This is a genomic window from Nonomuraea sp. NPDC003804 (assembly GCF_040610675.1).
Lineage (GTDB): Bacteria > Actinomycetota > Actinomycetes > Streptosporangiales > Streptosporangiaceae > Nonomuraea.
Window position 1 is genome coordinate 26,357 of the sequence record NZ_JBEXMT010000049.1, and the last position, 19,628, is coordinate 45,984.

Genomic DNA, 19,628 nt, shown 5'->3' on the forward strand with positions numbered 1-19,628 from the left:
CCAACACTTGGGTCTTGCCGAGCCCCCGACGCCGGGTGACATTTCGAGCATTCCGTCTTCTGCAAAGGGGCAGAACTTGTCTCGTACTTTCACCCTCGTCACAGCCGTGACCGCCTGTCTGGCCACCTCCCTGGTGGCGGGGCAGGCCGTCGCGGCTGAGGACCCCGCCTTACCCCCGTCCGACCGGATCGAGCTCTACCAGGTGGACGGCCCGCCGGGCACCGGTCAGGCGCTCGCCGAGGACGGCGTCGACGTCGTGCAGAAGCAGGCCGTCGCCGGCAAGGAGCACATCGAGTTCACCGCCGACCAGGCCGACCTGGTCAGGATCACCAAGCTCGGGCACAAGCCGCAACCCGTCCGCAACCCGCAGGGCCAGACGCAGCTCGAGGCCGCCAAGGCGCAGGCCGCGGGCGGCTACACGGTCTGGCGCAGCTACTCCGAGCAGGGCGGCATCGCCGACCAGCTCAAGGCCATCGCCGACGCCAACAAGGACATCGTCAAACTGCAGTCGATCGGCAAGACGATCAAGGGGCAGGACATCCTGGCGGTCAAGGTGACCAAGCACGCCAGGATCCTGCCGGACGGCGCCAGGCCCGCCGCCCTCTACTCGGCGACCCAGCACGCCCGCGAGTGGATCGCGACAGAGGTCGACATGCGGCTGCTGAAGCACGTGGTGGCCAACAAGAAGGCGCTGGCCGACCTGCTGGGCTCGACCGAGCTGTGGTTCGTGCCCGTCGCCAACCCCGACGGCTACGACTACACCTTCACCGAGGGCAACCGCCTGTGGCGCAAGAACCTGCGGGACAACAACGGAGACGGGCAGATCACCGCGGGCGACGGCGTCGACCCCAACCGCAACTTCCCCACGAACTTCCACTATGACGAGGAAGGCGCCTCCAGCGTCCCGAGCAGCGAGACCTACCGGGGAACCGGCCCGGCCAGCGAGCCCGAGACCAGGGCGATGGACGGGCTGCTGCGCCGGATCAAGTTCAAGCTGCAGCTCAACTACCACTCCTTCGGTCCGCTGCTGCTGTACCCGATGGGCTGGCAGATGTACACGCAGACCGCCGACAACCCGGTCTACGAGGCCCTGACCGGCACCGACGCCAACCCCGCCGTCCCCGGCTTCAACCCGGGCCTCGCCGCGGGAGAGCTGTACATCACCAACGGCGACACCAACGACCGCGCGCACGCCCAGTACGGCACGCTGTCCTGGACGCCGGAGCTGAACGAGGGCTGTGACGGCTGCGGCTTCGTCTTCCCCGACGACGAGGCGCTGGTCCAGGCGGAGTTCGACAAGAACCTGCCCTTCGCCCTCGACATCGCCAGATCGGCGGCCAACCCGGTCGAGCCGGTCAGCCACCTGGGCAACACCACGCCCGACTTCGTGGTCGACGACTTCGAGGTCAGCCACGGCACCGACCAGGTCGTGCAGGTCAACGCCAAGCGCAAGCTCGGCCCCGTGGTCGTGCAGTACCAGGTCAACGGCGGCCGCACCAGGACCGCGCTCACCACCGAGTGGAAGGGCGGCGAGCGGTACGGCAAGGGCTACAACGTCTACTACCACCAGCTCCGCGGCAAGATCACCGGCACCAAGCCCGGCGACAGCGTCAAGGTCTGGTTCCGGTCGCTGACCAAGAAGAGCGCCGACTTCACCTACAAGGTGGCCGACGACATCGGCGGCAAGGTGCTCATCCTGGCGGCCGAGGACGTCACGGGCATCAGCCCCGCGCAGGGTGTGACGGAGTCGAAGTACGTCGACGACTACGCCAAGGCGATCTCCGAGGCCGGTTACACCTCCGACGTCTACGACATCGACAAGAACGGCCGCAAGGCGCCGCACCCGCTGGGCGTGCTCAGCCACTACCAGGCCGTGGTGTGGGAGACCGGTGACGACATCAACCCGCGTTCGGCCGGACAGGTGCCCGGCACCATCGCCAGGCACAGCGTCGAGACCGAGCTCGCGGTGCGCGACTACCTCAACGAGGGCGGCAAGCTGCTGTCGGCCGGCAAGTACGCCCACTACGCGCGCAACGCCAACCAGGGCTTCTTCTTCCAGCCCGACCCCTCGCTCGGCGAGTGCGTGGTCGCGGCCACGCCGCCGTGCTTCGAGATCAACAACGACTTCCAGCAGTACTGGCTGGGGGCCTACATCTGGTTCGACAACGGCGGCACCAACCCGCAGACGCACGAGCCGTACGCGCTCAAGGGCAGGGTGGGCGCCTTCGACGGCTTCACCGGCACGCTGAACGGCGGCGACTCGGCCGGCAACCAGGACCACAACAACTCGTGGGTGGCCACCTCGGCGATCCTGCCGGTCGAGACCTTCCCGCAGTTCGAGAGCAGGGCGGGCATCTCCTGGGACCGGCCGGGCGGGCCGTTCGACCCGCACACGGGGTCGTGGGACGTGCAGAGCGGCATCGCCGACGCCTCCTGGAAGCGCCTGACCAGGACGATCGACCTGACCGGGAAGAGCAGCGGTGAGCTGACGTTCTGGGCCTCGCGCGACACCGAGGCGGACTGGGACTTCTTCACCGTTGAGGCGCACACCGTCGGCCAGGACGACTGGACGACGCTGCCGGACGCCAACGGGCACACCACCCAGTCCACCGGGTCGAGCTGCAACACGCCCAGCGGCCAGCACTGGCGGACCATCCACCCCTTCACCACCCGTTACCAGGGGCCGAACTGCGAGCCGACCGGCAGCAGCGGCGCGTGGCACGCGGCCAGCGGCAACTCGGCAGGCTGGCAGGAGTGGAAGATCGACCTGACGCCCTACGCGGGCAAGCAGGTCGAGATCTCGCTGTCGTCGATCACCGACTGGTCCACCCACCAGGCGGGCGTCTTCCTCGACGACGCGAAGGTCACGCTCGACGGCGCGGTGGCCGAGCAGACCTCCTTCGAGTCCGACCTCGGCGGCTGGACGGCGGGCGGACCGCCGCCCGGTTCGGGCCCGCTGCTCAACACCTGGGCTCGCACGGACAAGGTCTTCGACGAGGGCGGCGGCATCGTCACCAAGGACACCGTCCTGCTCGGGTACGGCGTCGAAGGTGTCACCACGCAGGCACAGCGCACCGATCTGGTGAAGCGGTCGCTGGCGCACCTGCTGGGCGACTCCCGCTAGCGCACGGCGCTGAGGGGTACGGCTCTGTGGGCCGTACCCCTCTTGCGTGCCTTCACAGAACATGATTCGGTCTCCCAAAGGAAGCAAGCACTCGGTCACATGAGAAGGGTCACGACATGCGCCAGCACGACACGCTGTTCATCGGGGGCGAATGGGTGGCTCCGGCGGGCACCGGCATCATCGAGGTCGTCAACCCCCACACCGAGCAGGTCGTCGGCCGGGTCCCCGACGGGACGCCCGCCGACATGGACCGCGCTGTGGCCGCCGCCCGCGAGGCCTTCGACCACGGCCCCTGGCCCAGGCTCAGCTTCGGCGAGCGGGCCGCGGCGATCGGCAGGCTCGCCGACATCTACGCCGCGCGGCAGGGCGAGATGGCCGCCCTCATCACCGAGGAGATGGGCTCGCCGATCACCTTCTCGCAGCTGGCCCAGGCCCCCCAACCGCTCGGGATGCTCCAGTACTACGCCGAGTACGGCAAGACCTTCCAGCAGGAGGAGGAGCGCCCCGGCCTGTTCGGCCCCACGACGGTGCGCAGGGAGCCCGTCGGCGTGGTCGCCGCCGTCGTGCCGTGGAACGTCCCGCAGTTCGTCTCCATGACGAAGATCGCCCCCGCGCTGCTCGCGGGGTGCACGATCGTGCTCAAGCCCGCCCCCGAGACCCCGCTCGACGCCTACCTGCTGGCCGAGATGGTGCAGGAGGCCGGCATCCCCGGCGGCGTGCTCAACATCGTCCCCGCCGGCCGCGAGACGGGCGAGCACCTGGTCTCCCACCCCGGCGTCGACAAGGTGGCCTTCACCGGCTCGACCGCCGCGGGCCGCCGCATCGCCGCGATATGCGGCGAACAGCTCAAGCGGTGCAGCCTGGAGCTCGGCGGCAAGTCGGCGGCGATCGTGCTCGACGACGCCGACCTCGGCGCGAGCATGGGCATGCTCGCCATCGCCTCGCTCATGAACAACGGCCAGGCCTGCGTGGCCCAGACCCGCATCCTCGCCTCCCGCCGCCGCTACGACGAGGTCGTCGAGGCCGTGGCGGGCATGGTCACCTCGCAGGTCGTCGGCGACCCCGCCGATCCGGCCACCGGCATCGGCCCGCTGGTCGCCAAGCGGCAGCAGGAACGCGTCGAGGGCTACGTCAAGATCGGCATGGACGAGGGCGCGAAAATCGTCGTGGGCGGCCTCGACCGGCCCTTCGACACGGGCTGGTACGTCGCGCCCACCGTCTTCTCCGGCGTCAGCAACGACATGCGCATCGCCCGCGAGGAGATCTTCGGCCCGGTCCTGGCCGTGATCCCCTACGAGGACGAGGCCGACGCCGTCCGCATCGCCAACGACAGCGACTACGGCCTGGCCGGCACGGTGTGGACGGCCGACACCGAGCACGGCATGGACATCGCGCGCCAGGTCCGCACCGGCACCTACGGCGTCAACTGCTTCATGCTGGAGTCCAACGTGCCCTTCGGCGGCTACAAGGCCAGCGGGGTCGGCCGCGAGCTCGGCCCCGAGGGGCTGTCCGCCTACCTGGAGTACAAGACGATCGCCCGGCTCGGCTGAGTCCCGGCGACGAGGTGCCCCGGTACGGCGTGCCGTACCGGGGCAGGGTGCGGGGTGGCACCCAGCGCGCCCCCGCGACGCTGGGCGTTCACCCGGCTACAGAAGGAAGTATGTCCCGCGTCTACCGCCGTGACGGCCGATGCGGCCGATGGCAGTCCCCCGGCGGGTTCCTTCCTTACGTCATAGGTAGACGCTCTTCATCCGGAAAAGGTTCGATCTAGTCCCGCGCGGTGTTCGTGGTGATCCACTTGCCGACGCGGCGGATGAGTTCGGGTGTCGCGGCCGACTCGGCGTGCCCGAAGCCGGCCTCGATCCACAGCTCCTTCGGCTCGCGGGCGCCGTCGAAGATCTGGTGGGCGTGCTCCAGCGGGAAGAAGGTGTCGGCGTCGCCGTGCACGACGAGCAGAGGCGTCGGCGAGATCAGCGCGGCGGCCTCGTACGGCGGCATCGGGATCGGGTCCCACTGGCCGCGGGCGATCCTGGTGCGCTTGACCACCCGCGCCGCCAGCCTGCCGAACGGCCGCTCGATCGCCCAGTGCACCTGGCGCATCGGCCTGGTGTCGCGGTAGTACCAGCGGGCGGGCCCGCTCACCGCGGCCACCGCGTCCACGCCGCGGTGCAGCGCCGCGTGCCGGACGGCCACCGCCGCCCCCATCGAGAAGCCGGCCACCGCCACCGAGGAGTAGCCGGCGACCCGCGCGTGCCGGACGGCCGCCTCCAGGTCGAGCACCTCCCTGTCGCCCACGGTGCTCTCGCCGCCCGAGCGGCCGTGGCCGCGGAAGTCGAAGGCCAGCACGCCGCCGAACCCGCTCAGCACGTGGACGATCCTGCGGGCGGTGCGGTCGCGCCACGACCCGGTGAAGCCGTGCGCCACCACGATGCCGAGGTCGCCGCGGCCACGGGTGGGGGTGTGGGCGGCGTCGATCCGGACGCCGTCGGCGGTCCTGAGCATGACCGGGAAGCTGGTGGCGAAAGGCATGGAGCGAGCCTACTGACGGAGCTCGGCGCTCCCGATGACCTGCCTGATGCGGGAGTCCTCGGCGGCCTTGATGGCGTCGTCCGAGTCGGAGATCATGATGCGCGCGGCGCTCTGCCGGATGTGCTCGCCCACCTCGACGCCGGCGGGCAGCACGGTGACGATGGCCCCCACGGCGATCGCGCCGTCCACCGCCGCGTCGAGATCCGCTCCCCGGGGCAGGCAGACGACCACCCGGTCGCCAGGGCGCAGCCCGCGGCGCCGGAGCAGGTCTTCTGTGCTCATGCGACTCAGGCTAGGGAGCACGCTTCGCCCGCACATGGGGCGTAATATGCAGACCGCTATGCAGAACCCAGGCCGTGCTCCACGGCCCAGAGCGCGATCTGCGCGCGCGAGGTGAAGCCGAGCTTCTCCATGATGTTGGCGATGTGCCGGGCGACGGTGGCGGGGCTGATGACCAGCTCGTCGGCGATGCCTTTGTTGGACAGGCCGCGGGTGAGCAGGCCGGCGATCTCCTGCTCGCGGGCGGTGAGCACCGGGTGCGGCACCTCGGCCACGGCCGGGGCCGGCAGGCTCCCCGCCGCTCCCCCGCCCTCCAGCACCAGGCGCGCGACCTCGACCGGGTCGAGCTGCCTGCCCCTCGACCACTGCAGCGCCGTACGGCCCTCGCCGAGCTTGTCGCGGGCGCGGGCGAGCAGGTCCTCGATCCGGCCCGAGCCGGTCGGCTCGCCCATCTCCTCGGCGAGCGCGGTCGCCGCCCCCGAGCACAGCACGGCCGACCCCAGGTCGCCCTCGACGTCGGCCAGCCGTGACAGCACCCGCAGCACGCGCGCGACGCCGAGCCGCTGACCCGTCCGCCGCGCCAGTTCCAGGCACTCGGCCAGCAGTTCCCTGGCCATGGCGTGGTCCCTGCGGCCCACCGCGGCCTTGGCGACCATGACCAGGCAGCGCTCCATCTCCACCCTGTTGTCGAGGTCGCCGAAGATCGCGGCGGCCTCGCGGTAGTGGCTCACCGCCGCCTCGGTGTCGCCGCGCCATTCGGCCACCGCGGCGAGCTGGCTGGTCGCCATCGCGACGTGCCACGGGTGGCCGTTCTCCCTGGCGACCGACAGCGCCTCGCCCGCGTGCCGTTGCGCCAGGCGCAGCTGGCCCCTGACGCCCGCGAGGACGGCGAGGCACGAGTGCGCGATGACCCTGTTGAAGGTGTCGTCGTGCGCTCTCGTGGTGGCCACGACCTCCTCGAAGTGCCGCTCCGCCCGGTCGAACTGGCCGGTGCGCAGCAGCAGCACCCCCGCCACGTTGAGCGTGACGCCCTTGCCGAGGCTGTGCGGGACCGTCTCCTGCTCCTTGAGCGCCTCCGCGACCACCCGCTCGCAGCCGGCCAGGTCGTCCCTCGCCTCGAGCCCGTAGGCGAGCGCGCCCTTGCTGAGCGCGATCACCTCGGGCGGCACGCCCGTCAGGTCGAGGCGCAGCAGCCGCTCGAACCAGTCGACGCCCTCGGCGATCTGCCCGTGGACGGCCAGCAGCGCCGAGGCCACGTACGCCAGGCGCAGCCCCAGCAGGGCGTTGCCCGACTCGACCGCCCAGCCCACGGCGGCCCTGCAGTCGTCGAGCAGGCTCCTGCCCCTGACGAAGAACGGCAGGCGCTCCGGCCACGGCGCCCGCGGCGCCGCCAGGCCCGACTCGAAGCACCGTTCCTGCACCTCGCAGATCACCCGCAGGTGGCGGTCGCGGAACCAGACGACCTCGCCGCTGTCGCGCAGGCGCTCGGCGGCGAACTGTTTGATCGTCTCCAGCAGGCGGTAGCGCCCCCCGTCGGCCAGCAGCAGCGACTTGTCGGCCAGGCCGGCCAGCAGGTCGAGCATCTCCTCCGCGGGCAGCTCCCGCTCGTCGGCGCACACCTGCTCGACCAGGTCGAGATCGAAGAGCCCGGCGAAGACCGCCAGCCGCCGCAGCAGCACCCGCTCCTTCGGGGTGAGCAGGTCATGGCTCCACTCCACGGCGGCCAGCAGCGTCCGCTGCCTGGCGGGAGCCGTACGGTCACCGCTGGTCAGCAGCCGGAAGCGGTCGCCGATCCGGTCGGCGATCTGCGCGGGGCTGAGCACCCGGGTGCGGGCGGCGGCCAGCTCCAGGGCCAGGGGCAGCCCGTCGAGCGCCACGCACAGCCTGGCCACGTCGTCGAAGTCGACACCGGCCAGCCTGGTGCCCACCGCCATCGCCCGGTCGGTGAACAGCAGCACGGCCTCGGCGTCGGGATGGCGGGCGTCCGGCAGGTCGAGCGGGGGCACCCGCCAGACCAGCTCGCCGGGAACGCGCAGCGCCTCCCTGGTCGTCAGGAGGATCCGCAGGTCGGGACAGCGCGCCAGCAGCTCCGACACCAATTCGGCGCACCGCTCGACGACCTGCTCGCAGTTGTCGAGCACGAGCAGGGCCCGGGCGCCGCGCAGCCGTACGCGCAGGCCGTCGAGCGCGGGCCGCGACCGTTCCTCCCGCACGCCGAGCACGGTGGCGATCTCGTGCGCCACCAGGTCGGCGCTGGTGATCCTGGCCAGCTCGACCAGCCACACGCCGTCGGGGAAATCGGGCACCACCCTGGCGGCCACGCGCAGCGCGAGGCGCGTCTTCCCGATGCCGCCCACGCCGCAGAGCGTGACCAGGCGCTGATCGCGCAGCAGTCCGCACAGCTCGTCCATGTCACGCGTGCGGCCGACGAAACGATTCGGTTCGACCGGGAGGTTATGCGATGTCATGCCTTCAACCGGAGTATTCAGGGCAGGCGTCACCGCGAGTGTGCATGCGATCACTCAGCTACACAAGCGGTTCGGAGGTCAATCAGCGGCGCGCTCTCATCTTCGCGCACATGCGGCCCCGTCTCCCGGGATTCGATCCGTTCCCGCCGGACCCGTGGTACGGACGTGGTGATCCACGGCGTCGCGGTCCTGCGTGCCGCTCCTCAGGCCAGGCGCGTCATGAGCTTCGGGAGCAGCGGGGCCAGCCATCCCAGCAGCCCCCACACCAGGAGGTAGGCGCCCGGATCCCAGCCGGGCACGGCGAGCGACACCGCCAGCCAGACCACGGCCAGCGCGGCGTTGACCGACACGACCCAGCTCACCCGCACCGCCCGGCGCAGCGGTCCGGCGCCCATCACGTACAGGGCGGTGGCCGGCACCGCCACGCCGAGGACGGCCGCGCCGAGCCGTACGGCGGCCGCGGGGTCGTCCAGCGGGAGCAGTCCGGGGGCCAGGGCGCCGAGCACGCCCGCCAGGCACAGGTACCTGGCGGGCCCGCCCACGTGGTGGCGCAGCCCCTCGTCGTCCAGCCCGGCGTGGAAGGCCCTGGAGGCGTCCCTGCGCGCCCGCGCCTCCGCCGGGATGTTCAGCCGTTCCCGCCTGGCCCCGACCGCCCAGGGCACGCCGTAGACCACCAGGATCACCGCGAGGTACACGGCCAGGTTCCAGCCGCCCGGCCCGGCGGCGCGTACCGGCTCGCCCAGCCACACCAGCGGCGCCACCAGCATGCCCAGCACGAGCAGCGTCACGATCTCCATGCCCCAGCCGTCCCACCACGGACGCCGGACCGCCCGGGGAACAGGGAGGCTGTTCCTCAGCGTTGTGTAGTCGCCACCCAGTTCCTCGGCGCGCCGCACCGCCTCCCCGTTCGGGCGGCCCTGGCGCTCGAGGATCAGTGCCCGCAGCAGCCACGGCTCCGGGTCGAGGGGCGAGTCCGAGATCAACCGGTCGACGTAGGCGTGCGCCCACGGGTAACGCCGCTCGTCCAGCAGCCTACGGACATGCCGCATGTGAGGGGACACAAGGTGAAGTCTGCCCTGTTGCTCCCACCACACCAAGGGTGTAACGGGATCAACTAAACTGGTTGCGCCGCATCGTCCCGCGGTCAGCCTCCACGAACACAGAGTGAGACCTCATCATGCCTTTGAACAGCCGCGACGACCTGCGGAACATCGCGATCATCGCGCACGTCGACCACGGCAAGACCACTCTCGTGGATGCCATGCTCTGGCAGTCCGGGGCCTTCCGCGCCAACCAGGACGTCGACGACCGTGTCATGGACTCCAACGACCTAGAGCGCGAGAAGGGCATCACCATTCTCGCCAAGAACACCGCCGTCAAGCACGGTGACATGACCATCAACATCATCGACACCCCCGGCCACGCCGACTTCGGCGGCGAGGTCGAGCGCGGCCTGTCGATGGTCGACGGCGTGGTGCTGCTGGTCGACGCCTCCGAGGGGCCGCTGCCGCAGACGCGGTTCGTGCTGCGCAAGGCCCTGTCCGCGAAGATGCCGGTCATCCTGTGCATCAACAAGGTCGACCGGCCCGACGCCCGCATCAAGGAGGTCGTCGACGAGGTCTACGAGCTGTTCATGGACCTCGACGCGACCGAGGAGCAGATCGACTTCCCGATCGTCTACGCCTCGGCGAAGGCCGGCCGCGCCGCCATGGAGCGTCCCGCCGACGGCGGCATGCCCGACTCCGAGGACCTCGAGCCGCTGTTCGACGTCATCAAGCGCACGATCCCGGCGCCGACCTACGACCCGAGCGCGCCGCTGCAGGCCCACGTCACCAACCTCGACGCCTCCTCCTACCTGGGCAGGATCGCGCTGTGCCGCATCCACCAGGGCACGATGAAGAAGGGCCAGCAGGTCGCCTGGTGCAGGACCGACGGCACCGTCCAGCGCGTCAAGATCACTGAGCTGCTCATGACCGAGGCGCTGGAGCGCAAGCCGGCCGAGCAGGCGGGCCCCGGCGACATCATCGCGATCGCCGGCATCCCCGACATCATGATCGGTGAGACGCTGGCCGACCCCGACGACCCCCGCCCGCTGCCGCTGATCACCGTCGACGAGCCCGCGATCTCGATGACGATCGGCACCAACACCAGCCCCCTCGTCGGCAAGGTGAAGGGCTCGAAGGTCACCGCCCGCATGGTGAAGGACCGCCTCGACAAGGAGCTGGTCGGCAACGTGTCGCTGCGCGTGCTGCCCACCGACCGGCCCGACGCCTGGGAGGTGCAGGGCCGTGGCGAGCTGGCCCTGGCCATCCTGGTCGAGCAGATGCGCCGCGAGGGCTACGAGCTGACCGTCGGCAAGCCGCAGGTCGTCACCAAGACCATCGACGGCAAGATCCACGAGCCGGTCGAGCGCCTGACGGTCGACTGCCCCGAGGAGTACCTCGGCGCGGTGACGCAGCTGCTCGCCGTCCGCAAGGGCCGCATGGAGCACATGACCAACCACGGCACCGGCTGGATCCGCATGGAGTTCGTGGTCCCCGCCCGCGGCCTCATCGGCTTCCGCACCGAGTTCCTCACCGAGACGCGCGGCACCGGCCTGGTCCACCACGTCTTCGAGGCCTACGAGCCGTGGTTCGGCGAGCTGCGCACCCGCAACAACGGCTCCCTGGTCGCCGACCGCTCCGGTCCGGTGACCGCGTTCGCCATGACGAACCTGCAGGAGCGCGGCGTGCTGTTCGTCTCGCCGGGCACCGAGGTCTACGAGGGCATGATCGTGGGCGAGAACTCCAGGTCCGACGACATGGACGTCAACATCACCAAGGAGAAGAAGCTCACCAACATGCGCTCGTCCACGGCCGACGTGACCGAGACGCTGATCCCGCCGCGGGTGCTGTCGCTGGAGCAGGCGCTGGAGTTCATCCGCGAGGACGAGTGCGTGGAGATCACGCCGGAGACCGTACGGATCCGCAAGGTCGTCCTCGACGCCGCCACCCGCGGGCGCGCCGCCGCCCGCGCCAAGCGCACCAACTGACCCGGCGCCCCGCCCCCGTGGGCGGGGTCCGTCGGATCGGAGCCTCTCGGGCCCCCGCACCGTCCGGTCTCTCGCGAGCACCGGACAGCGCGGGGGCCTTCGTGCTGCCCGGACTTTTCCGGCGAACCTGACATCCTTCGCGGCTTTCTTGTCATCGTGCTCCGGCTGGTGCCCTGCGGTGATCCCTCCGTTACCCAGCGGCGTGGATCATGCTGGTTGTGGGCCGGCTGAGGAGCATCGTCGCGTACGCGCTGGCCGCGATCTCCGTGGGAGCCATCGTCTGGTGCGTGGTCGAGGCCAGACCCGTCACCTACGCGGCGCCCACCCCCACCCCCCACACCCCCTCGCTGCTCGAGGTGTACGGCGCGCAGGACCACACCCCCCGCAGGCCGCCCGAGCTGACCACCGAGGTGACGATCGCCGACGCCACCGACACCGACCTGGCGGCGGTGCCGCAGGGCAGGATCGACGAGCGCGACCGGCAGCTGAAGATCACCGTGGTCCACCGCCTCGTCCTGGACCGCACCGACCTGCTGGCGACGCTCCTGCGTTCCGAGGGGCCCTTCCCCGACGACATCCAGGGCTTCACCGACCGCCGGCTCGGGGCGGTGAAGACCGACGACCGCGCGGCCGTCCTCACTCCCACCACGAGGCTCGCCCCCGTGCTCACCACGTCCGGCTCGCGGACCACGGCGCGCTTCACGATCACGATGCTGCGCCAGGTCGCCGACGACGAGCTGCCGCGGCTGGACTTCCTGCCCCCGACCGAGCAGGACGCGACGGGCTTCGCGCGCGAGATCACGCTGACCGCGCCCTCCTGGACGGTGATCAAGCTCGAGCGGGTGACCCCCGAGACGGAACAGCCGGGCCGGCTGGCGTTCACCGCCTTCACCGCGCCGGTCTCGGTCCATCTCGCGCACCGGTCCTACGGCAGGCCCGACGCCGAGGAGACCGACCCGTTCTCCTGGACGCCCGTGCTGAGCGTCTTCACCGCGATCGCGCTGACCGTCTTCCTCGGCAAGGCGCTCGGCCCCTCGTGGTGGCGGCGGACGCCCAACCGCGAGCTGGCGATCGGCACCGTCCTGTGCGTGGTGGCGCTGCTGCTGGCCACGCTCCTGGCGGGCATGCCGTACCTGGGGCCGGTGATCCTGTTCGGCGCGCTGCCCATGCTCGCGCTGCGCCACGCGCGCCGGGTCGTGCCCGTCCGGCCGCCGTGGACCTCCACGGACGCGCTGCTCGTCACCGGCGTCGGCGTGCTGGTGGCCGGCGGCATGCTGTTCTGGTCGTTCGTCCACGGGCAGGTGCCGCCGCTGACGCTCGGCGCGGGCACCGCGACGGCGGCGCTGGCCGCGGCGGGCTCGGCCGTGGCCTTCAGCACCGACCTCGGCATCGCCGTCCTGGTGGCCAGGCTGGCCGCGGTCACGGCTGGCGTGGCGGTGGGCGCCCTGGCGCTGGCGCTGTGGGTGCGGGCGCTGATGAGCGGCGGCTACTTCCCTCCCGACAGCGTCCGGCTGGTGCTCGCGCTGTGCTGGTCGCTGATCGCGATCGGCGGGATCGCCGTCTCCACCCGGTCGTGGTCGCGCGTCGCGATCGTGGTGGCCGTGCTTGGCAGCCTGCTGCTGCTCGGCTGGCCGACCGAATGGCTCGACGCGGGCTCGTGGAGCGTCCAGCCGGACCAGATCGCCGACCGGACGCCGCCCCCGCTGGTGCTGGGACAGCCGCTCAACGAGGTCACGCGCGGCGCGCTCGGCCTGCTGCTGCTGACGTTCGCGCTGCTGGTGCTACGGCTGCGGCGGCTGGGTGCGTCACTCGACGCCATGGCCGACCCGGCGGTCGTGGCCACGGTGATCGTCTGCCTGATGGTCCTCTACCTCACCCCGCGCGCCGACCCCGACTCCACCGTGATCGAGCTGCCGCTGCCGTCGCTGGCCATCACCTCGCTCGTGGCGTGGGCGGCGGCCACCTGGCTGCTGTCGGGCCCGCGGCCCCAGATCGTCGAACCCTGCTCGCGGGCCGAGCACCGGGCGCTGGTCAGGGACGCGCTGCACCGGCGGGTGCTGCACGGATCCGAGCAGGAGCTCTACCGGCTGAGCAGGGGAAAACTGGGATCCGGCGAGCTCACGATGGAGGACTTCGAACGCCAGCGCCACGAACTCGACCACATGCTCACCGTCGAACCCCCGCACACCGAGACCGCCTTCGCCACCTCGGCGGCCTGCACGCCCTGGCAGAACGGCCTGGCGGCGTTCGTGGTGAGCCTGCTGCTGTCGCTGCCCTTCGCCCTCATCTACGGCTGGCCCGACGGGGTCGAGCTGACCAGCTGGGTGTTCGACTCCCGGTTCATGTTCACGCTGCCCGCCTTCGGGTTCCTCTACGGATACTTCTATCCGCGCCTGCGCGGCACGCAGCCGGTCACCAAGGCGCTCTTCGTGATGAGCGCGGCACTGGTCACCGAACTGTCGGCCTACGTCCCGTCGCTCGTCGACCCCGACATCGGCGGCCTGGACAAGTTGCAGGTGGTCGCGATCGTGGTCGGACAGGGCGCGCTGGTCTTCATCGGCCTCGGCCTCTACTGGGAGTGGCGGATCATGTTCACGGCCGGGGAGCCGTGGGCCAGGGTGCGCAACATCCGCAGCGTCCGCAGCCTGGCCACCCCGCTGGTCGCCGTCGTGATCGCGGCCGGCACGACGGCGGCCACCTCGGCGGCGACCAAGACGGTGGACCGGATCCTCAAGGGCGACTCCACCACCAGCCAGAACGCCCCCTGACCCGCCCATCCGCCCGTCTGCGCCGCCCGTCTGCCCGCCCGCCCGTCTGCCCGCTCGCCCGCCCGGAGGAAGCCAGGCCGGTTTCCCGGCGGTCGCCGCCAGGAAACCGAGGCCGCATGCCACGGCGGTCGCGGCCAGGGAGGCGAGGCCGCCTTCCCGGCAGTCGCCGACAGGAAGGCGAGGTCGCGCGCCACGGCGGTCGCCGACAGGAAGGCGAGGTCGCGCGCCACGGCGGTCGCCAGCAGGAAGGTGAGGTCGCCGTGCCCGGCGGTCGCCGCCAGGGGACGCGGGGCCCGCTCGGGCGTTCTTCGTGGGATGGCGGGCGGATGGATCCGGGGCCCGGGGGTGGTTTTCCGGACTCCCGGGACAGGCGTGCGGATCAGCGGGGCGGCAGCTCGCTGCCCCTGACGTGGGCGCAGAGCCACTCGACCAGCGGTGCGTAGTCGCGCCACGTCGTGCGGACCCGGTCGGCGGCCTGGACGGTGTGCACCCACGGCTCGGGCTCGAAATGCCGCCCGAAGTAGAGCGAGCGATGCCGCAGCAGCTCGAGGCGCGGATGGTCCTCGGGCACCCCGCGCGGCCTGGTCTTGAGCCGGTCGCCCTCCGCGGCGTAGCCGGCCTTCGCCAGCGTGTCGGCGATGCGCTGCAATGGCTTGCCCGAGATGTCCGCGTCGACGGCGGCCCGGTAGCGGGCCACCTGGTCGGAGGCGGTCGAGTAGAAGCCGCCCGCCGTATAGAGGCCGGAGGCGTCCAGCTGGACGTAGAGGCCGATGCCGGGCATGGCATCGACGAAGGCGCCCTGGTGCGTCTTGTAGGGCGACTTGTCCTTGGCGAAGCGGACGTCACGATACGGCCGGAACAGCTGGGCGGGGCCGAACTCGGCGGCCAGGTCCTCGACCAGGGCCAGCATGGGCGCCCTGACCGCCTCCTCGTAGAGCTGCTTGTGCCGCGTGAAATAGGCCTTGCTGTTGTCGGCCTCAAGGCCCTCGTAGAAGACGAAGGCCTCGTCGGGGAAGCCGGTGAATCCCATCCTCACAGGGTGCCATGCGGTACCGACAGCCGCCGCACCGCCACCCGAACCGACGATCGGCGCCGCGCCGCCACTCAAACCCAGACCCAGGCGCGGCTGGAGCCGCCGGTCCGAGGACCCGCTCACCCTCGAAGAGATCGACCTGCGGCAAACGACTCCAGTCCCGGCCCCACCCGAGCTCAGGCAGCCAAGCCCAGATCCAGGTGGGCGTCCATGTCGATCTGGATGGTGCCGTACAGCGCGGGCCCTTGTGGATCTCACGGCGTAGCTCTTCGGCGGCCACGTACTTGGCGATGGATATCCGCTGGTCGGTTCCTCGAGGAACCTGGACAATTGCCTGTCGTGATGGGGATCTCGGGCTTCGAGCCGACCTTTCTCGTCGGACTTGAAGCCGTCCGCGAGGAAAATGGACAGGGCCTGGCCGCGCTTGGTGGCAGGCGTCTGACTGAGTTCGGGATTGTGCGTTTCGTCGAGGACGGGGACTGGTTCGCTGACTGCCCCGTCGTCTTGGACTTCGACGGCGTCCAGGTAGAGATCTGCCACTGGAAGTTCGATGAGCTGTCGATCAGCTGGAACACCATCGACACGACGGCTGCGATCAGTGGCTGGGAATGGTCCGAGCTGACTCCGGCGTGGTCCAGCGCCGACGAGCGGCTTGAGCCGTTCGTCGGCCAGGAACTGCGCGAGGTTGCTCTACTTGAGTGGCGGCCATCAGGTCGTGACGTGGCGGCCGACACCCTCGCTGTGGAGTTCGTCTTCGACACGGGACGCTTCCACATTTCTAACGCTCTTGATGAGAACAGCATCGATCTCGGCGACGCCCATCCAGAATTCGTGCGGTACCCACTGGGCTGTGACGTGCAGCCTGACTAGGTCGGCCTCCGGTTGATCTCGATGACCGGCAGCCGTGCCTAGCCGAGCCGATCCAGAGCCCGCCCGACCGCTCGCATGAACGTACCGGGCGGGTTTCTCGGCCCTTCATCCTTCAGCAGGAATACCCACATCAACGCGAACAGCCTGCGACACTCCGACATCCTGCGTTCCTCAGCGGAGTCGAGCTCGAAACACAGCTCGCTCTCCCCATGTACCCAGCGCGACACGTGCTCGGCCATCTCCGCCACCTCGGTCGCCCGATCGCTGCGTCCCGACTCCTCGAAATCGACGATCCTGACGCGCAGGCCGTCCCAGAGGAAGTTCGCCATGTTGCCGTCACCGGCCCCGAACACCGGCCGCACCCCACGCTCGCCTGGCTCCCACCCAGACAGCCACCGCGCGCCCTCTCTGACGGCCTGGTCTGCGAGCTCATTCTGCGGCTGCCACCGGCCGGCCCACACGAGCAGTTGATCCCTGATCCGCTCCACCGGCCACAACCGCTGCGGTACCCGGTCGAGCACCTGTCGGGGTACAGCGCTGTGCAGCCGGTCCACCGCCTCCACCAGTTCCTTCTCCGGTACGGCAGGCAGCAGGAGGACGGGCGTCCCTTCGATGCGCGACATCACCACCAGATCGGTCCCGTAGTCCACGGGTAGGGGCGCGAGCCCGGGCGCGTGCTCCGCCAGCAGCTCCAGCGCCCGCCATTCCCGCTCGGCGCCGCCCTGCTTGCCGTCGGCGAAGCGTTTGCGTACCAGGTCGCCGTCGATCTGCACGTCGTGGGTCTGCATGAGTGGATATTGAACCAGCCGTGGGCAGCGAAACGACGGCTCGGCGGGGGTCAGCGTCGGCGGCGCCTGGCCGTACCGAAGACCGAGCGGCTGATCTCCCGCCCCAGCGCGCTGGCCGCCGACCGCGCGAAGGACTTGAAGACCGCCGACCCGAGCACCGCCTCCAGCACCGAGGGCTGCTCCTGCGGCGCCCGCGGAGCGCGCGGACCGGGAGCGGGGACGGGAGCGGGCGCGGGCGGGGGCGAGGGCGAGGCAGGCGGCGGCGGGGCCATCCTGGCGGCCAGCAGCTCGTAGGCCGACTGCCTGTCGATCGGCCGGCCGTACCTGGGCAGCAGGGGCGAGGCCGCCACGATCCCCCCTACCAGGCCCGGGTCCGAGGGCGCCATCAGCGAGCGCGGCGCGAGCAGCCTGGTCCAGGCGACGGGTGTGGGCACGCCCGTGTCCGACAGCACGGTCACGACCGCCTCGCCGATGCCGAGCCGCGTGAGCAGCTCCTCCAGGTCGTAGTCGGAGCGCGGGAAGGTGGAGACCGTGGCCTTGAGCGCCTTGGCGTCCTGCGGGGTGAAGGCGCGCAGCGCGTGCTGGACCCTCGCCCCGAGCTGGGCCAGCACGTCGGCGGGCACGTCCTTGGGCGTCTGCGTGACGAAGAAGACGCCGATCCCCTTCGACCTGATCAGCCGCACCGTCTGGGTGATCGAGCGCAGGAACGCCTTGGAGGCGTCGGTGAACAGCAGGTGCGCCTCGTCGAAGAAGAGCACGAGCTTGGGCCGGTCGGGATCGCCGACCTCGGGCAGGTCGGCGAACAGGTCGGCCAGCAGCCACATGAGGAAGGTGGAGAACAGGGCGGGCCGGTCCTGTACGGCCGGCAGCTCCAGGATCGACACCACGCCCCTGCCGTCCGGGGTGACCCGCATGAGGTCGCGGGTGTCGAACTCGGGCTCGCCGAAGAAGCGGTCGGCGCCCTCGGCCGACAGGTTGGTCAGCGCCCGCAGGATCACTCCCGCCGTCTGCTTGGACAACCCGCCGACGCCCTTCAGCACCTCCGGGTTGTCGACGAGGTACTGAATGACCGCCCGCAGGTCCTTCATGTCCAGCAGCGGCAGGCCGTGGGTGTCGGCGAAGTGGAAGATCAGCCCGAGCGACGACTCCTGGGTGTCGTTGAGTTCGAGCACCTTGGCCAGCAGCGTGGGGCCGAAGGCGGTCATGGTGGCGCGCAGCGGCACCCCTTCGCCGAGCCCGCCGAGCGCGTAGAACTCCACCGGGCACGCGGCGCCCGACCAGTCCTGCCCGATCTCCCGTACCCGCCTCAGCAGGCCGTCCGAGGGCTGTCCCTGCGACGCCATGCCGGACAGGTCGCCCTTGATGTCGGCGAGGAAGACCGGCACGCCCTGGGCCGACAGCTGCTCGGCCATCAGCTGCAGCGTCTTGGTCTTGCCGGTGCCGGTCGCGCCCGCGACCAGCCCGTGCCGGTTGAACATCCGCAGCGGCATGCGGATCGGCGCCTGCGGCCGCGGCTCGCCGTCGGCGACGAGGACGCCGAGCTGGACGGTGGGGCCGTCGAAGTCGTAGCCGTGTGTCATAGCTCGGTGTACTTCCTGCCGGCCGCGGGCGTCGTGCCGTACAGCTCGGAGATGGTGACGAACCGGTAGCCCTTGTCGGCGAGGCTCTCGACCACGTTGGGCACGGCCTCGACCGTGGTGCGGTGGATGTCGTGCATCAGCACGATCGACCCGCCCGTGGCCTTGGCGGCGCGCCGGGCCACGACGGAGGGGACGCGGTCACGCCAGTCGAGGGTGTCGACGCTCCACAGGATCTGGGCCAGTCCCAGCCTGCGGGTCTCGGCCGCGACCCTGGCGTCCGTCGACCCGTACGGCGGGCGCATCACGGTCATCCGCACCCCGGCGACCTGCTCGACCACGTCCTGGGTACGGCCGAGCTCGCGCGCGATGCCCTCGTCGGACAGGCCGGGCAGTTCGGCGTGGCTCCACGAGTGGTTGCCGATCTCGTGCCCGGCGGCGACCATGCGGGGCAGCGTGTGGTCGCGGTCGGCGGCCACCATCTGTCCCACGACGAAGAACGTCGCCTTCACCTCGAGGTCGTCGAGCTCGTCGAGCAGCCAGGGGGTGTACCTGCCCGGGCCGTCGTCGAAGGTCAGCGCCACGCACTTGACCTCCCTGCAGTCGACCGTGAGGTCGGGATGCGGCCAGCCGGGCTGGACCGCCGTCAGGGACCTGGCCAGGGCGCCGGGGTCGACGCGGGCGGGGGCCCGCGCGCTGAGCCGTACGACGCCGCCGCCCTTGACCGCCGCAGGTGTGCCACATCCCGCCACCAGCATCATGGCCAGCAGCCCTGACCACACCCGCATGCTTCCCCCCGAAAGCGCGCTCGGGGGACCACGTCACGGATAGTCCTGGACCGAGCCCCCCCGTAGCCCCTTGGCCAGGTCATGCCACCAGACTGGGATATCAGCCTGGAGCTCGGTGTGGCGACGCGCCACTCTGATAGCACATCCAACCGGATCCGTACCCAAATGCCGACGTTTCACCGAACCCTCTTGCCATCGGTAGAACCCGTCGCGGTACCGCACGACAAGTCCTATCCACACCGAGAGAGTGGCGTCGTCGCCCACCTCGTAGGCGCTGGTCACACCCAGGCCTGTCAGCTCCGCGTGAAGCTTCTCGATCGCCGCACGGGACTCAGTCAACGCGCAACCCCCTGTCGAGGACGTGTCGCACATG

Annotated in this window: 13 protein-coding genes; 5 read left to right on the plus strand and 8 right to left on the minus strand. The window is 70.8% G+C overall.

Annotated elements, in window-relative coordinates:
- Positions 1-76 precede the first annotated feature (76 nt).
- Both ABZX22_RS42225 and ABZX22_RS42230 read left to right on the plus strand, forming a co-directional pair.
- Positions 77-3,124, plus strand: a complete 3,048-nt coding sequence (locus tag ABZX22_RS42225; RefSeq protein ID WP_354921958.1) for a M14 family zinc carboxypeptidase — start codon at positions 77-79, stop codon at positions 3,122-3,124.
- Between the two features lie 116 nt (positions 3,125-3,240).
- Complete coding sequence (locus ABZX22_RS42230; protein ID WP_354921961.1) at positions 3,241-4,674, plus strand: aldehyde dehydrogenase; 1,434 nt, start codon at positions 3,241-3,243, stop codon at positions 4,672-4,674.
- Positions 4,675-4,891: 217 nt separating this feature from the next.
- Here the strand turns inward: ABZX22_RS42230 and ABZX22_RS42235 are convergent, their stop codons facing one another.
- The 4 genes from ABZX22_RS42235 to ABZX22_RS42250 all read right to left on the minus strand — a co-directional run bounded on the left by ABZX22_RS42235 (position 4,892) and on the right by ABZX22_RS42250 (position 9,449).
- Complete coding sequence (locus tag ABZX22_RS42235; RefSeq protein WP_354921964.1) at positions 4,892-5,653, minus strand: alpha/beta fold hydrolase; 762 nt, start codon at positions 5,651-5,653, stop codon at positions 4,892-4,894.
- A gap of 9 nt (positions 5,654-5,662) precedes the next feature.
- On the minus strand, positions 5,663-5,935 hold the full coding sequence (locus tag ABZX22_RS42240; protein ID WP_354921967.1) for a hypothetical protein: 273 nt from the start codon (positions 5,933-5,935) through the stop codon (positions 5,663-5,665).
- Positions 5,936-5,991: 56 nt separating this feature from the next.
- Complete coding sequence (locus ABZX22_RS42245) at positions 5,992-8,400, minus strand: LuxR C-terminal-related transcriptional regulator (protein ID WP_354921970.1); 2,409 nt, start codon at positions 8,398-8,400, stop codon at positions 5,992-5,994.
- Positions 8,401-8,603: 203 nt separating this feature from the next.
- The gene (locus tag ABZX22_RS42250) at positions 8,604-9,449 is read right to left on the minus strand and encodes a hypothetical protein (RefSeq protein WP_354921973.1); all 846 of its coding nucleotides are present in this window, start codon (positions 9,447-9,449) and stop codon (positions 8,604-8,606) included.
- 128 nt (positions 9,450-9,577) lie between these two features.
- Here ABZX22_RS42250 and typA point away from each other — a divergent pair, with 128 nt between their 5' ends.
- Together typA and ABZX22_RS42260 are read left to right on the plus strand one after the other, a co-directional pair.
- Entirely contained in the window at positions 9,578-11,431 is a 1,854-nt protein-coding gene (gene typA / locus ABZX22_RS42255; protein WP_354921976.1) for a translational GTPase TypA, read from the plus strand.
- A 209-nt stretch (positions 11,432-11,640) separates the two neighbouring features.
- On the plus strand, positions 11,641-14,199 hold the full coding sequence (locus ABZX22_RS42260) for a hypothetical protein (RefSeq protein WP_354921979.1): 2,559 nt from the start codon (positions 11,641-11,643) through the stop codon (positions 14,197-14,199).
- 379 nt (positions 14,200-14,578) lie between these two features.
- On the opposite strand, the gene ABZX22_RS42265 is transcribed toward ABZX22_RS42260, so the two are convergent.
- Entirely contained in the window at positions 14,579-15,229 is a 651-nt protein-coding gene (locus ABZX22_RS42265; RefSeq protein ID WP_354921982.1) for a DUF2461 domain-containing protein, read from the minus strand.
- Between the two features lie 342 nt (positions 15,230-15,571).
- On the opposite strand from ABZX22_RS42265, the gene ABZX22_RS42270 reads away from it, so the two are divergent.
- Entirely contained in the window at positions 15,572-16,102 is a 531-nt protein-coding gene (locus ABZX22_RS42270) for a hypothetical protein (protein ID WP_354921985.1), read from the plus strand.
- Between the two features lie 38 nt (positions 16,103-16,140).
- Here the strand turns inward: ABZX22_RS42270 and ABZX22_RS42275 are convergent, their stop codons facing one another.
- The 3 genes from ABZX22_RS42275 to ABZX22_RS42285 are packed head-to-tail and all read right to left on the minus strand — an operon-like array spanning position 16,141 to position 19,255.
- On the minus strand, positions 16,141-16,890 hold the full coding sequence (locus tag ABZX22_RS42275; protein ID WP_354921988.1) for a phosphotransferase: 750 nt from the start codon (positions 16,888-16,890) through the stop codon (positions 16,141-16,143).
- A gap of 50 nt (positions 16,891-16,940) precedes the next feature.
- Complete coding sequence (locus ABZX22_RS42280) at positions 16,941-18,470, minus strand: helicase HerA-like domain-containing protein (protein WP_354921990.1); 1,530 nt, start codon at positions 18,468-18,470, stop codon at positions 16,941-16,943.
- Positions 18,467-19,255, minus strand: coding sequence for a polysaccharide deacetylase family protein (locus tag ABZX22_RS42285; RefSeq protein ID WP_354921993.1), 789 nt, complete (start codon positions 19,253-19,255; stop codon positions 18,467-18,469). The genes ABZX22_RS42280 and ABZX22_RS42285 overlap by 4 nt, the downstream gene beginning before the upstream one ends.
- Between the last annotated feature and the right edge of the window lie 373 nt (positions 19,256-19,628).

What these genes read in the sequence shown, in the direction of transcription:
- ABZX22_RS42230 (WP_354921961.1), top strand. Translation starts at nt 3,241, where the DNA reads ATGCGCCAGCACGACACGCTGTTCATCGGGGGCGAATGGGTGGCTCCG.
- ABZX22_RS42235 (WP_354921964.1), bottom strand. Translation starts at nt 5,653, where the DNA reads ATGCCTTTCGCCACCAGCTTCCCGGTCATGCTCAGGACCGCCGACGGC.
- ABZX22_RS42240 (WP_354921967.1), bottom strand. Translation starts at nt 5,935, where the DNA reads ATGAGCACAGAAGACCTGCTCCGGCGCCGCGGGCTGCGCCCTGGCGAC.
- ABZX22_RS42245 (WP_354921970.1), bottom strand. Translation starts at nt 8,400, where the DNA reads ATGACATCGCATAACCTCCCGGTCGAACCGAATCGTTTCGTCGGCCGC.
- ABZX22_RS42250 (WP_354921973.1), bottom strand. Translation starts at nt 9,449, where the DNA reads ATGCGGCATGTCCGTAGGCTGCTGGACGAGCGGCGTTACCCGTGGGCG.
- typA (WP_354921976.1), top strand. Translation starts at nt 9,578, where the DNA reads ATGCCTTTGAACAGCCGCGACGACCTGCGGAACATCGCGATCATCGCG.
- ABZX22_RS42260 (WP_354921979.1), top strand. Translation starts at nt 11,641, where the DNA reads ATGCTGGTTGTGGGCCGGCTGAGGAGCATCGTCGCGTACGCGCTGGCC.
- ABZX22_RS42265 (WP_354921982.1), bottom strand. Translation starts at nt 15,229, where the DNA reads ATGGGATTCACCGGCTTCCCCGACGAGGCCTTCGTCTTCTACGAGGGC.
- ABZX22_RS42275 (WP_354921988.1), bottom strand. Translation starts at nt 16,890, where the DNA reads ATGCAGACCCACGACGTGCAGATCGACGGCGACCTGGTACGCAAACGC.
- ABZX22_RS42280 (WP_354921990.1), bottom strand. Translation starts at nt 18,470, where the DNA reads ATGACACACGGCTACGACTTCGACGGCCCCACCGTCCAGCTCGGCGTC.
- ABZX22_RS42285 (WP_354921993.1), bottom strand. Translation starts at nt 19,255, where the DNA reads ATGCGGGTGTGGTCAGGGCTGCTGGCCATGATGCTGGTGGCGGGATGT.